General features: G+C 70.2%; 15 protein-coding genes. 8 read left to right on the plus strand and 7 right to left on the minus strand.

Features of this window, described 5'->3' with window-relative positions; genetic code table 11:
* Positions 1-504: 504 nt before the first annotated feature.
* The 4 genes from V6U90_RS14850 to V6U90_RS14865 form a co-directional block, all read right to left on the minus strand.
* A complete protein-coding gene (locus V6U90_RS14850; RefSeq protein ID WP_334435907.1) occupies positions 505-912 on the minus strand; it encodes an arsenate reductase ArsC in 408 nt (135 codons plus the stop codon).
* A complete protein-coding gene (locus tag V6U90_RS14855) occupies positions 909-1,457 on the minus strand; it encodes a hypothetical protein (RefSeq protein WP_334435910.1) in 549 nt (182 codons plus the stop codon). Before V6U90_RS14855 ends, V6U90_RS14850 begins: the two co-directional genes overlap by 4 nt.
* The gene (locus V6U90_RS14860; protein ID WP_334435913.1) at positions 1,454-2,140 is read right to left on the minus strand and encodes an arsenate reductase/protein-tyrosine-phosphatase family protein; all 687 of its coding nucleotides are present in this window, start codon (positions 2,138-2,140) and stop codon (positions 1,454-1,456) included. Before V6U90_RS14860 ends, V6U90_RS14855 begins: the two co-directional genes overlap by 4 nt.
* A 103-nt stretch (positions 2,141-2,243) precedes the next feature.
* Positions 2,244-2,585 carry an ArsR/SmtB family transcription factor gene (locus tag V6U90_RS14865; RefSeq protein ID WP_334435915.1) on the minus strand — a complete coding sequence of 114 codons (342 nt, stop codon included), beginning with the start codon at positions 2,583-2,585 and terminating at the stop codon, positions 2,244-2,246.
* A 62-nt stretch (positions 2,586-2,647) separates the two neighbouring features.
* Between V6U90_RS14865 and V6U90_RS14870 the strand changes: the two genes are divergently transcribed.
* On the plus strand, positions 2,648-3,763 hold the full coding sequence (locus tag V6U90_RS14870) for a flavin-containing monooxygenase (protein ID WP_334435917.1): 1,116 nt from the start codon (positions 2,648-2,650) through the stop codon (positions 3,761-3,763).
* A gap of 28 nt (positions 3,764-3,791) precedes the next feature.
* On the opposite strand, the gene V6U90_RS14875 is transcribed toward V6U90_RS14870, so the two are convergent.
* The 3 genes from V6U90_RS14875 to V6U90_RS14885 form a co-directional block, all read right to left on the minus strand.
* A complete protein-coding gene (locus V6U90_RS14875) occupies positions 3,792-4,139 on the minus strand; it encodes a hypothetical protein (RefSeq protein WP_334435920.1) in 348 nt (115 codons plus the stop codon).
* 126 nt (positions 4,140-4,265) lie between these two features.
* A complete protein-coding gene (locus V6U90_RS14880; RefSeq protein ID WP_334435922.1) occupies positions 4,266-4,958 on the minus strand; it encodes a hypothetical protein in 693 nt (230 codons plus the stop codon).
* Positions 4,940-5,881 carry a family 43 glycosylhydrolase gene (locus V6U90_RS14885; protein WP_334435924.1) on the minus strand — a complete coding sequence of 314 codons (942 nt, stop codon included), beginning with the start codon at positions 5,879-5,881 and terminating at the stop codon, positions 4,940-4,942. The genes V6U90_RS14880 and V6U90_RS14885 overlap by 19 nt, the downstream gene beginning before the upstream one ends.
* 251 nt (positions 5,882-6,132) lie before the next feature.
* Between V6U90_RS14885 and V6U90_RS14890 the strand changes: the two genes are divergently transcribed.
* From V6U90_RS14890 to V6U90_RS14920, 7 genes are all read left to right on the plus strand, one after another.
* Positions 6,133-7,425 carry an ABC transporter substrate-binding protein gene (locus tag V6U90_RS14890; RefSeq protein ID WP_334435926.1) on the plus strand — a complete coding sequence of 431 codons (1,293 nt, stop codon included), beginning with the start codon at positions 6,133-6,135 and terminating at the stop codon, positions 7,423-7,425.
* A gap of 53 nt (positions 7,426-7,478) precedes the next feature.
* Positions 7,479-8,477 (plus strand): carbohydrate ABC transporter permease, encoded by a 999-nt coding sequence (locus tag V6U90_RS14895; RefSeq protein WP_334435928.1) that lies wholly within the window; start codon positions 7,479-7,481, stop codon positions 8,475-8,477.
* On the plus strand, positions 8,474-8,920 hold the full coding sequence (locus V6U90_RS14900; protein WP_334435930.1) for a carbohydrate ABC transporter permease: 447 nt from the start codon (positions 8,474-8,476) through the stop codon (positions 8,918-8,920). The genes V6U90_RS14895 and V6U90_RS14900 overlap by 4 nt, the downstream gene beginning before the upstream one ends.
* A gap of 18 nt (positions 8,921-8,938) precedes the next feature.
* Entirely contained in the window at positions 8,939-9,313 is a 375-nt protein-coding gene (locus V6U90_RS14905; RefSeq protein ID WP_334435989.1) for a carbohydrate ABC transporter permease, read from the plus strand.
* A 97-nt stretch (positions 9,314-9,410) separates the two neighbouring features.
* On the plus strand, positions 9,411-10,397 hold the full coding sequence (locus V6U90_RS14910; RefSeq protein ID WP_334435932.1) for a LacI family DNA-binding transcriptional regulator: 987 nt from the start codon (positions 9,411-9,413) through the stop codon (positions 10,395-10,397).
* 130 nt (positions 10,398-10,527) lie between these two features.
* A complete protein-coding gene (locus V6U90_RS14915) occupies positions 10,528-11,271 on the plus strand; it encodes a YqjF family protein (protein ID WP_334435934.1) in 744 nt (247 codons plus the stop codon).
* Between the two features lie 102 nt (positions 11,272-11,373).
* On the plus strand, positions 11,374-12,882 hold the full coding sequence (locus V6U90_RS14920; RefSeq protein WP_334435936.1) for an aminopeptidase P family protein: 1,509 nt from the start codon (positions 11,374-11,376) through the stop codon (positions 12,880-12,882).
* Positions 12,883-12,902: the final 20 nt, after the last annotated feature.

Here is a 12,902-nt window from a genome sequence, read left to right on the forward strand (position 1 = left end):
AGTCCCGGAGTCACCTTGCGTGGTCGGTGGTCGGCGAGGCTGCGCGATTCCGAAATCCGGTTGAGACATTGACGTAACATGATCTCGCGCGGGGTCTAGGAAACAGCGCTTCATTGCTGTTAGTGAGTGCGGAGGGCGGTTCTGGCACCGATTGGGTGAGCCGGGTCCGCCGGCCGGGCTGGAGTTCCGCGAAAATCGGCCAAACTGATGGGAATATCCGGGATCGGTAACTGGTGTCCACGGTCTCGGCGACGGCGTTGATGCTGCTATATCCGTTAAGTCGCGGATGCGGTCGGTTGGGGCGGCGCGGGCTTTGCGCGGCGCAAGCGATCATGAGCAAGTTTTCGCTCCGGTGCGCCCCGGTCACACCGGTCCAGTGGCCGGCGGTCGACGCCCCTCCCGTGCGTACGCCTCGGCCTGGATCCGGTGGAGCGTGGCGCACCACGGCGAACGCCTGCGGACCTGACCTGACCGCCTATGGCGGGCGACGCGGGAGGGCCGGGGTCAGACGGTGGGGCGCAGCTCGGTGAGGAGCTGCTCGACCCGCGTGCGGATCTCGTCGCGGATCGGGCGGACGGCGTCGACGTCCTTGCCGGCGGGGTCTTCCAGTTTCCAGTCCTCGTACCGCTTGCCGGGGAAGACGGGGCAGACGTCGCCGCAGCCCATGGTGATGATGACGTCGGAGGATTCGGCGGTGGTGTACTCCAGTAGTTTCGGGGTTTGGTCGGTGATGTCGATGCCGACCTCGGCCATGGCCTCGACGGCGGCCAGGTTGACGGTGGTGGCGGGTGCGGATCCGGCGGAGCGGACCTCGACGGTGTCCCCGGCGAGGTGGCGCAGCCAGCCGGCGGCCATCTGGGAACGGCCGGCGTTGTGGACGCAGACGAACAGGACGCTGGGCTTGTCGGTCATGACGGGCCTTTCGTGCAGTGCGGGTCGCAGGGCTCGGTTCTCGGCTCGGTTCCGAGTGGGTCGGGCTGGTGGCCAGGAATGCTGTCGCGGTCGAGCAGCCCATAGCGGCCGGGCTCGTAGCGCCGGTTGACCGGGTGATGAGAAGGCGGAGCAGAGTGGCGGTGTCGCCCGAGGTGGTCGGGACGGTGGTGGTTGTTATCGGGTGGTGGGGACGTCAGGTCGTCGAGGAGGCGGCGTACGCGGCGTTCGATCTCGTCACGGATCGGCCGCACGTTCGCCAGGTCGAGGCCGGTGGGGTCGTTGAGGTCCCAGTTCTCGTAGCGGGTGCCGGGGAAGACGGGGCAGGCGTCGCCGCAGCCCATGGTGATCACGACCTCTGCGGCGCGGACCACCTCGTCGGTCCACGGCTTGGGGAACTCCGCGCCGATCGTTTCGGCGCCGTAGGTGCCGTCGAACTCCGTAGCGAGGCGGGTCGTGGCGGTGCGTAGGGCGAGTTGCTGGTCGATGACGATGTCGGCGCGCAGGTGGGGGCTGGTGTCGGTCATTGGGGATCTCCGGGGATGACGGCGGGGGCGAGCCGGTCGACCCGGTCGGCGAGGTCGGCGTAGGCGGATTCGAACGCCTCGTCGGTGTCCACGCGGACCGGGTCCGGGACCGACCAGTGCAGGCGGGGGCGCACGGGCCCGGTCAGGTCCTCGTGGGCGTTGTCGCACACGGCGATGACCAGGTCGTTGCCGCGCACGACCTCGCTGACGTGGGCGGTGCCGGTCGGGTCGAGGTCGAGGTGGTGGCGGTGGGCGACCGCGATCGCCCGGGGGTGGACGCGGAGCGCTGGCTTCGTGCCGGCGGAGGCGGCGGCGCTGTTGGTGCGGCGCTTCCACAGTGCGGCGGCCAACTGCGAGCGGGCCGAGTTGTGGGTGCACACGAACACCACCCGCTCGACCCCGGTCAGGCGTGGGGTGGCGAGGGCGGCGAGGGTTTCCGGGCGCAGCCGCAGGTAGGTGCGGCGACGGTCCCCCTCGGAGCGGCCTTTGGTCACGAGGCCCGCGTCCGTGAGGACCTTGACGTGGTGGGCGACCAGGTTGGTCGGCAGGTCGAGGGTGTGGGCGATCTCCCCGGGGGAGGCGTCGCCCAGGGTGAGTGCGTCCACGATCGCCAGGCGCGCCGGGTCGCCGAGAGCGGCGTGGATCCGGGCGCGCCCCGCGAGGGCAGAAAGCTCAACTTCCATTGACTCAACTATTACTGAGCGTTCATGTGGAGTCAAGCTGTTGCCGGGGGTCGGGGTTCCGGCGTCGGTCGATCGGGTGGTGGGGTCTCGGTGTGAAGCGTGATCAGCAGCAGGTCGCGAGGTAGGACTGAAGGTCGGCCAGGGCTGCCCGGGCGCCGTCGCGGTCGGCCCGGTAGAGCACTGTCTTGCCGTCGCGTCGCGAGGTGGCTGCCCCGCCACGTCGTAGCAGGGTCAACTGTTGCGACGCGGTGGCCTGGCTGATGCCGACCCGCTCGGCCACCTCGCCCACCGACAGTTCGGCGCCGTGGGCGAACAGCATCATGATCTGTTGCCGGGTGGGGCTGCCGAGGGCCCTGATGAACTCCTGCGTCCGGGGCGCGAGGCCCGCCGGGGTGGTGGCGGCACTCTGCGTTCCGGCCGGTTGTCCGGCCGCGGTGTGGCTCATGGTTCCACCTTTCCCCGTCATCATCATATTGTCATTCAACAAAACGACGATATGATCGTGGTATGAGCGACCGAATGGAGCCAGTGATCATCATCGGCGGCGAGTCCGGCCTCGCCGCCGCCCGAGCCGCCCTGACCGTCGGTCTGCGACCCGTCGTCCTGCACGCCGGTGCCCAGCCGGTGGGCTCCTGGTCGGACTACTACGACAGCCTCACCCTCTTCTCGCCCGCCCGCCACAGCGCGCTGCCCGGAATGCCCTTCGGTGGCGACCCGGACCGCTACCCGCGCCGAGACGAGGTCACGGCCTACCTCCGCCGCTACGCCCAGGCCATCGACGTCGACATCCGTACCCGTACCCGGGCGGTCGCCGTGCACGCCCGCACGGGCGGGGGATACCTCGTCCGCACCGATGCCGGCGACGACCTGCCCGCTGTCGGGATCGTCGCCGCCACGGGGTCCTTCGGCAACCCGCACCTGCCGACCCTGCCCGGACAGGGCGAGTACGCCGGGGACCTGCGGCACGTCGCCGGCTACCGCGGCCCCGAAACGTACGGCGGCAAGCGGGTCGTCGTCGTGGGCGCAGGCAACTCCGCCGTCCAGGTTGCCTACGAGCTCGCCTCCCACGCCCGGGTGGCCCTGGCGACCCGCGAACCGGTCCAGCTCCTCCCCCAACGCATCCGAGGCCGGGACCTGCACCACTGGCTGCGCGTCACCGGTGCCGACCGCCTGCCGCGCGCGGTCATCACCCGTCTCGTCCGACACGCCACCGTGCTCGACACAGGCCGCTACCGCGATGCCATCACCTCGGGCGAGCTTCCCCGGTGGGACATGTTCACCGCCTTCACGCCCGACGGCGTCGTCTGGAGCGACGGCACCACCGAACCGGTCGACGCGGTCATCTTCGCCACCGGTTACCGCCCGGACCTCGACTACCTCACCCCCCTCGACGCCCTCGACCGGGGCGTCCCGCGGCAGGCGGGCGGGATCTCCACCACCCACCCCGGCCTGGTCTACCTGGGGCTGGAGTTTCAGCGAACCTTCGCCTCGAACACCCTGCGTGGCGTCGGACGCGACGCCGCGTATGTCATGTCTGCCCTCGCGGCGCACGCGGACGGACGCCGTCGCCTCCGGCAGGGAAGAAGGACGGCGGACCACCACCGGCCGGCGCTGGCGGCGTGACCTCGTACGGTGGGTGGTCGGAACGTGGTCAGGCACGTTTCCGTGGCAGGGTGAACCGCCAGCGTTCCGCCCTCAGGATGGGCACGACGCGGTCGACCGCCTCGACGGTCTGGCTGCGGTCCCCGCCGCCGTCGTGCATCAGTACCACGGCGCCGGGTGTGACGCCGTCGAGCAGGCGGCGGACGAGTTCGTCGGTGCCCGGGGGTTCCCAGTCGCCGACGGCCAGCCGCCAACCGAGCGGCTGCATGCCCAGGGAGGCGGCCACGGCGGGGGTCTGCCCCCAGGCGCCGTAGGGAGCGCGGAAGTACCGGAGCCCGGCCTGCGGTACGGCGTGTTCGGCGGTAGCGCATCGTTCCGCACCGGCTTCGGCGTACACGCTGTGCTCAGGGAGACCGGAAAACTCCCGGACACTGTCCGGCCGGGCAACCTGGGGAGGAGCACGCAGAACCCGGCCCGCCTGGACGGCGGACCGGGTCCGATGGGCGCGGCCGAGAGGTGCCGGTCAGTGTTCCCGGTAGGTGGCCAGGTCGAAGTCGGCGTAGACACCGTCGCCACCGAGATCCTGCACCCACAGGCCGAGGAACGCCCCGGTGAAACCCCAGGCCGCCGGCTCCCCGTCGATGATCAGGGCGGCGTGCTCGTCGGACAGGATGGTCGCGTCCAGGTCCATCGGAACCTGCCGCCACCCGTCACCGAGGTCGTAGCAGAAGCGTACGGCGGGCCCGTCGAACACCGCCCGCAGGCCGACCCGGGCGACGCCGGTGGCGTCGACGGTCAGCTCCGGATACGGGGTACGCCGGCCGCTGTCGGAGCTGAGCAGCTCCAGTACGGTCCGGCCGTCGTCGGCGCGGGTCAGGTAGAGGTGGTGCCAGTTGAGCGTGTTGTAGTAGGCGGTGATCCCGGCCAGTTGGCGGTGGTCGACCGGGTCGAACTCGACCACGGTCTCCAACGAGCAGTGCGTCGCGCCGACGCGCCGCGCGACCAGGCTGGGCGTCTGCCTGCCCACCGGTGACTGTCCGCCGTGGATTCTCAGGTGCGACGGGCGGACCCGCAGGTCAACCCAGTCCGGGGTGGCCGGCCGGCGCAACGTGGACCAGCACGGACCCAACTCTGCGGCGTCGAAGTGGTCGGTGGCGGGCTCGGCCGGCCACGGGTGCGCGGGCAGCCCGGTCACCGTCACCTCGTCCGCCGGCACGCCCCCGGGAATGTGGGGCCAGCCACCCGGCGGCCACTCGACCCGCTGGATCGCGGTCTCCCGACCGAGTACACAGTTGCCCAGCGGCGTGTAGGGGCGGCCCACCAGGTGGGCGAGGTACCAGTCGCCGTCCGCATGCTGCCGTGGCCGGCCTTCTGCAACCGCAGGTCCGGCCGGCCCACGGAGGTCAGTAGCGGCCCGGCCGGGTCCACCTCGTACGGCCCGAACAGCTCGCGTGAGCGCGCCACGGTGACCTGGTGCTCCCAGCTGGTACCCCCCTCGGCGGTGATCAGCCAGTACCAGCCGTCGTGGCGGTACAGGTGCGGGCCCTCGGTGAGCCCGACCGGGGTGCCGGTGAACAGGAGTCGGGGCCGGCCGACGAGACGGCGCGTGGCGCGGTCGTAGCGCTGGATCTCGATGCCGGCGAAGCGGTCACGACCGGGGCGCCAGTCCGCGCTCATGCTCAACATCCAGGTGGTGCCGTCGTCGTCGTGGAACAGCGAGGCGTCGAAACCGCGCCCGTGCAGTTTCACCGGATCCGACCAGGGACCGGTGATGTCGGGCGCGGTGACCAGGTAGTTCTGCGGGTCCCAGTAGCCGCTGGCGAAGCTGGCCACGTCGCTGTACACGAGGAGGAACTCGCCGTCGACGTAGGTCAGGTCGGGAGCCCACACCCCGTTGGAGTCGCCGCAGCCGCGCAGGTCGAGCAGGCGGCGCTCGGTGATGATCCCGCCCAGCGCACGCCAGTGCACGAGGTCGCGGGAATGGTGCACGCGGACCCCCGGGTACCACTCGAAGGTCGAGGTGGCCAGGTAGTAGTCGTCGCCGACCCGCAGGATCGACGGGTCCGGGTGGAACCCGGCGAGGACGGGATTGCGGATCGATCGGGCAGCGGTCGCCACGTCAGCGGTCTCGGTCGACACGTCGGCTCCTCTGGTGTGGCTTTCGAGAAACTTCCGGATGGTCGACCCGGAAGCTCGGGAAGTACCCATCACGTTAGCCGCCCACGTCGTGATAGGACAGGCCCCTTGACCGGGTCGGAAACCACGCCGTAGCGTGCCGACCATCAATTGGTAATACCGGCGAACCACCGGAAGTTCCGAAGATTACCGGGTGAGTCCTGCCGGCTCGATCGGCATCCGAGCACCTCGTGCGTCCCCCGAAGGGATGGATCATGACAGCGCATCTCTCCCGCAGAACGCTGCTCGGCCTCGTCGGCGCCGGTGCTGGCGCCTATCTGCTCAGCGCCTGTGGCGACGGGGAGTCCGGCAAACCGGACGGCCCGCAGACCATCAACTGGTGGCACATCCAGAACACCGAGCCGATGCTGCCGGTGTGGGCGGCGATGGCCCAGGAGTACCAGGGCGCACACCCCGACGTCACCGTCGAGATCCAGCCGCTGGAGAACGAGGCGTTCAAGGCCAAGCTGACCACCGCCACCCAGGCCGGATCCCCACCCGACCTGTTCCAGTCATGGGGCGGCGGCGTGCTCAGGCAGCAGGTGGACGCAGGTCTGGTCAAGGACCTCACCGACGACGTGCAGCCCTGGATCGGTGGTCTGCTGCCCGCCGCCGTGCAGCCGTTCACCATCGACGGCAGGATCTACGGCGTCCCGTTCGACGTCGGCATGGTCGGCTTCTGGTACAACAAGGACCTCTTCGCCCGGGCCGGCATCACTGCCGCACCCACCAGTTGGAGCGGCGTCCTCGACGCGGTCCGCAAGCTCAAGGCGGCCGGGACGGTACCGATCGCGTTGGCCGGCAAGGAGAAGTGGCCGGCCCACTACTACTGGGCCTACCTGGCGATGCGTATCGGCGGGCTCGGTGCCCTGCAACAGGCCGCCAAGGACAACAACTTCGACACCCCCGACTTCATCGCCGCCGGTGAACGGCTCAAGGAACTGATCGACCTGCAACCGTTCCAGAAGGGCTTCCTGGGCGCGGACTACAGCTCCCCGGACGGGCAGGCTGCCACCATGGGCAACGGCGGCGCGGCCATGGAACTGATGGGCCAGTGGGCGCCGTCGGTGCAGGCGTCGAGCTCCACCGGCAAGAAGGGGATCGGCGACAAACTCGGCTTCTTCCCGTTCCCCGCCGTCGACGGCGGCAAGGGCGCCGCCTCGGAGGCGTTCGGCGGCGGCAACGGCTTCGCCGTCGGCAAGGACGCCCCCGCCACGACCGTCGACTTCCTCAGGACCCTGCTCACCGCCGACAACCAGCGCAAGGCCGCCCAGACCGGTGCGGTGCTGCCGACCGTCAAGGACGCCGCAGCGGCCATCTCCGACCCGAACAACAAGATCGTCGCGGAGAGCCTGGCCAGCGCCACCGGCTTCCAGCTCTACCTCGACCAGGCGTACCCGCCCGCCGTCGGCCAGCAGGTCAACGACAGCGTGGCCGAGCTGATCGCCGGCACCAGGACGCCCGCGCAGATCGTCAAGGACATCACTGCGGTGGCGAAGAGCCAGTAGGCCATGACCATCCCCCGACCCGTAGCCGGCGGCGAGAACCGAGTGGAGCAGGCATGACCAGGTCCTCGACCATGTCGACGGTGGGGCGCGGTGACCCGGCGACCGACCCACCGGCACCGGGGCCGGGCACCACGCGACGCCGTGGCCGCCAGCCCCGGCCCAGCCGCCGGGGCACCCTGGCCGCCTTCCTGACCCCGTCCCTGGCGCTGTTCCTGCTGCTGGTCATCGCCCCCATCGCGGTGGCCAGCTACGCCAGCCTGTACAAGTGGAACGGCTTCGGTCTGCCGGAGAACTTCGTCGGGCTGGACAACTACACCCGCGCCTTCGCCGACCCGACCTTCCGCGGTGACCTGTGGCGCGCACTCGTACTGATCGTGCTGTCCCTGGTGATCCAGCTACCCGCCGCGCTGGGCCTGGCCATGCTCCTCAACCAGCCGCTGACCGGCCGTAGCGGCTACCGGCTGATCTTCTTCGCCCCGTACGTGCTCTCCGAGGTCACCACCGCGGTCCTGTTCACCCTGGTGTTCTCACCCAACCGGGGACTGGGCGGCACGATGTCGCGGTGGCTGGGTGCCGATGCCGGTGCGATCTTCGCCGACCCGGACACCGTGCTGTTCGCCGTCTTCCTGGTGGTCTCCTGGAAGTACTTCGGTCTCTACATGATCCTCTTCCTGGCCGCCCGACAGGGCATCCCCAAGGAACTGTCCGAGGCCGCCACCACCGACGGGGCCAGTTCCTGGCAGGCCTTCCGGTACGTCACCCTGCCCCTGCTCGGGCCGACGATCCGGATCAGCGTCTTCCTGTCGGTCATCGGCACCATCCAACTGTTCGACATGGTCTGGGTACTCACCGGCGGCGGCCCGATCCACGCCTCGGAAACCATGGCCGTGACCATGTACCAGTACGGCTTCCGGCGCTTCGAGGTCGGCTACGCCAGCGCGATCAGCATCGTCATGTTCATCCTCAGCCTCGTCTTCGCCCTGTTCTACCAGCGCGTCGTCCTGCGCCGCGACACCGAGGGCGCGATCACCAGCCAGGGGGTCCAGCGATGACCAGCACGCCGAACCCGGCCCTGCGGGCCCGCCGCCTCGTGCTGCACCTCGTCTGCATCGCCGTCGGCGCACTCATCGTCGTACCGGTCTGGTTCGGGGTGCTCGGCGGGTTCAAGGACAACGGGCAGCTCTCCACCAACCCGCTCGGCTGGCCCGACCCCTGGGTGACCGGGAACTACACCGGCATCCTCACCTCCGGGGTGTTCTGGCGGCAACTGGGCAACAGCGTCCTCATCGCCGTGTCCGGCACGCTCGTCATGGTCGGCGCGGCGGCGATGGCCTCGTTCGTCTTCGCCCGCTTCGCGTTCCGGGGCCGGGAACTGCTGTTCACCCTGTTCGCGGTCGGGCTGATGTTCCCGTTCGCGGTGGCCATCCTGCCGCTGTTCGTCCTGCTGCGTGGCATGGGCCTGCTGGACAACCCGCTCGGGGTGATCCTGCCCTAGGCGGCCTTCGGACTACCGATCACCATCATCATCCTGCGCCAGTTCTTCCGCACCATCCCCGGCGAGGTCGAGGAGGCCGCCATCCTGGACGGATGTACCCCCTTCGGGTTCTTCTGGCGGGTCCTGCTGCCGATGGCCCGCCCCGCCCTGGCCACCGTCTCGGTCCTGGCCATCGTGACCAGCTGGAACAACTTCATGCTCCCGCTGGTCGTGTTCACCGACCAGAGCTGGTGGACCCTCCCCGTCGGGGTCCAGGCGTTCCAGGGTCAGTACGCCGACGACACCGCCCGGGTACTCGCCTACGTGGTGCTGTCCATGCTCCCGGCGCTGGGCTTCTACGCCCTGGCCGAGCGCCAGCTCGTCGGCGGCCTGGCCGGCAGCGTCAAGGGGTGACACACACCCGCTGCGGTAGCCTTCTGCGACCGTAGGTCCAGGGAAGACGAAAGGGCGGACCGTGGGCTCCGACACCAGTCGAAACGTCACCATCGCGATGATCGCGCGCCTGGCCGGCGTTTCCGTGCCCACGGTCTCCCGGGTCATCAACGGCCGCTCCGACGTCGCCCCGCAGACCCGGGAGCGCGTCGAGGAGCTGCTCACCCGGCACGGCTACCGCCGCCGCCCGTCGAGCAGGAACCCCAACTCCGCCCTGATCGACCTGGTCTTCAACGACCTCGACAGCCCCTGGGCCGTGGAGATCATCCGTGGGGTGGAGGACGTCGCGCACGGCAGCGGCGTCGGCACCGTCGTATCGGCCATCCACCGGCGCACCTCCTCGGCCAAGCAGTGGCTCGACAACATGCGCGCCCGCTCCACCGAAGGGGTCATCTTCGTGACCTCGATGGTGGCCCCGCCGTTGCAAGCCGAACTGCGCCGGCTCAACCTCCCCGTGGTCATCGTCGACCCCGCCGGGGTGGCGCCCCAGCAGGCCCCCACCATCGGTGCCACCAACTGGGCGGGCAGCCTGGGAGCCAACCAGTACCTGATCGGGCTCGGCCACCGCCGGATCGGTTTCATCGCCGGCCCACCGCAGTTGATGTGCAGCCGAGCCCGGATGGACGGTTACCGGGCCGCACTGGAGGGTGCCGGTATCGCCGTCGACGACGCACTCATCCGCCCCGGCAACTTCTACCACGAGTCCGGCTACGTCGCCGGTACCCAACTGCTGGCCCTGCCCGACCCGCCCACCGCCATCTTCGCCTCCAGCGACCAGATGGCACTCGGCGTCTACGAGGCGGTCCGCAAGCGGGGTCTGCGGGTACCCGACGAGATCAGCGTGGTCGGCTTCGACGACCTGCCCGAGGTCAGATGGTGTTCCCCGCCGCTGACCACGGTCCGTCAACCCCTGGCCGAGATGGGCATGCTGGCCGCGCGTACCGTGCTGCGACTGGCCCACGGCGAGAAGATCGAGAGCCCGCGGGTCGAGCTCGCCACCGAACTCGTCATCCGCGACAGCGCCGCGCCGCCCCGGCACCGGTGACGGGGCGCCCTCCGAGCAGGGCACGACCCCGTCGTCCCGGGACCGTCGGTACTCTTCGCGACGGCCTGGGCGGCACCGCTGAGCCCGGGTCCCAGGGGGAAACGTGTCCCGGGCGGGGCACGATGGGTAGGTGCACATCGAGCCCGTCGACCCCGCGCCCGGACAGGCGTTCCCCCGGGCGGTCCTGCGGCAGCGCTGGCAGGATCTCACCTTCCTGCACTGGGCGGTCGCGCCGGAGACCGTCGCGCCTCTGCTACCCGCCGGGACCCGCCCGGACACCCTCGACGGGATCACCTACGTCGGCCTGATCGGCTTCCGGATGGTCGGGCTGGGCCTCGGCTGGGGACCGGGAGTGCCGTACCTCGGCACCTTCTGGGAGACCAACGTCCGGCTCTACTCGGTCGACGACACCGGCCGCCGGGCCGTGGTGTTCCGCTCGCTCGATGCGTCGCGGCTGGTCCCGGTGCTGGTCGCCCGGCTGAGCCTCGGGCTGCCGTACATGTGGTCGGCGATGCGGCTGGACCGCGACGGGGACTGCCTCACCTACCGCTGCCGACGGCGCTGGCCCGGCCCGATCGGTACGACGAGCCGGCTGGTGGTCCGGGTCGGTGCGCCGATCGCCGAGCCGACCCCGCTGGAGCACTTCGTCACCGCCCGCTGGGGGCTGCACACCCGGGCGTACGGGCGCACGCTGCACCTGCCGAACTGGCATCCCCGCTGGCCACTGCACCGGGCGGAACTGCGGCACCTGGACGACGAACTGGTCACCGCCGCCGGGCTGCCGGCGGTGACCGGACCGCCGGTGAGCGTGCTGTACTCGCCCGGTGTCCCGGTCCGGTTCGGCCCACCGGTGGGCGTGCGCAGAGCCGGCTGACGGCGCCCACCCGCCCCTGCCGTCCCCGGCACAGGGCAGGCCAGGGGCCTCCCGACCGGTCGAGGATTCTCACGCTTTGGACTGCGTGGCAGGATATCCGCCATGACAAGCGACGAGCAGGTGAAAGCCAGCCACCGTAACACCCCGACGAGCGAAGAATTTCGCGCCTTCATCGCCTCCGGCTGGGCTGACCGGGGTACGACGCCTGTGCCGCGTGCCGAGGTCGCGGACTACGCGGCGCGGCGCCGGGCGGCCTTGTCACGGCAGTACCCGGGCGAGCGCATCATCATCCCCGCCGGCGGCCTGAAGGTACGCAGCAACGACACGGACTACCCCTTCCGGCCGCACACGGCCTTCGCGTACCTGACCGGTCTCGGCGCCGACAGCGAGCCCGACAGCGTCCTGGTGCTGGACCCGAAGTCCGACGGCGGCCACGAGGCGGTGCTGTTCTTCCGGCCGCTGGCACCCCGCGACAGTGAGGAGTTCTTCGCCGACTCCCGGTTCGGCGAGTTCTGGGTCGGGCCCCGCCCCACGATCGATGATCTTGAGTCTCGGCTGGGCATCAGCGCCCGCCACATCGACTCGCTGCCGGACGTGCTGGCCAAGAACGCCGGCCCGACCCCGGTGCGCGTCGTGCGCGCGGCGGACGGCCTGCTCGCCGATCTCGTCGACCGGATCCGGTCCCAGGCGGAACCGTCCGCGTCGGTGCCCGACCAGCACGAGGCGGACGAGGAACTGGCCCGCCACCTGTCGGGGATGCGCATCGTCAAGGACGAGTGGGAGGTCGGCGAGATGCGCCGCGCGATCGCCGCCACCCACCAGGGCTTCGAGGCGATCATCGCCGGGCTGCCCGAGGCGGTCCGTAAGGGGCGTGGGGAGCGGTGGGTCGAGGGTCTTTTCGGCCTGTACGCCCGGCACGAGGGCAACGGGGTCGGGTACGAGTCCATCTGCGCGTCCGGGGACCACGCCAACACCATCCACTGGACGAAGAACACCGGGCCGGTCCGCGAGGGCGACCTCATCCTGGTCGACGCCGGTGTCGAGGTGGACTCCCTGTACACCGCGGACATCACCCGCACCCTTCCGGTGACCGGCCGCTTCACCGAGCCGCAACGGAAGATCTACGAAGCGGTGCTGGAGGCGCAGCAGGCCGGCATGGCCGCGGTGAAGCCGGGCAACAAGTTCAGCGACATCCACGCCGCCGCCAACCAGGTCATCGCCACCCGACTGCACGAATGGGGGCTGCTGCCGGACGGGGTGACCCTCGAACAGACCCTGGACCGCGAGAATGGTGGCTGGCACCGGCGGTGGATGGTCCACGGCACGTCCCACCACCTGGGCATGGACGTGCACGACTGCCAGATGCTGCTGCGCCAGGACTACATGGACGGCGAGTTGAAGCCCGGCATGATCCTCACCGTCGAGCCCGCGCTGTACTTCAAGGCGGACGACCTGCTGGCGCCGGAGGAGTTCCGCGGCATCGGTGTCCGTATCGAGGACAATGTGCTGGTCACCGAGGACGGTTACGAGAACCTGTCGTCGGCGATGCCGCGTACCCCCGACGATGTCGAGGCGTGGATCGCCCGGGTGCAGTCCGGCCCGGCTGCCTGAGGCGTACCGGCCACCGACCT

The sequence above is a fragment of the Micromonospora sp. CPCC 206060 genome (genome assembly GCF_036906895.1).
Taxonomy (GTDB): domain Bacteria; phylum Actinomycetota; class Actinomycetes; order Mycobacteriales; family Micromonosporaceae; genus Micromonospora.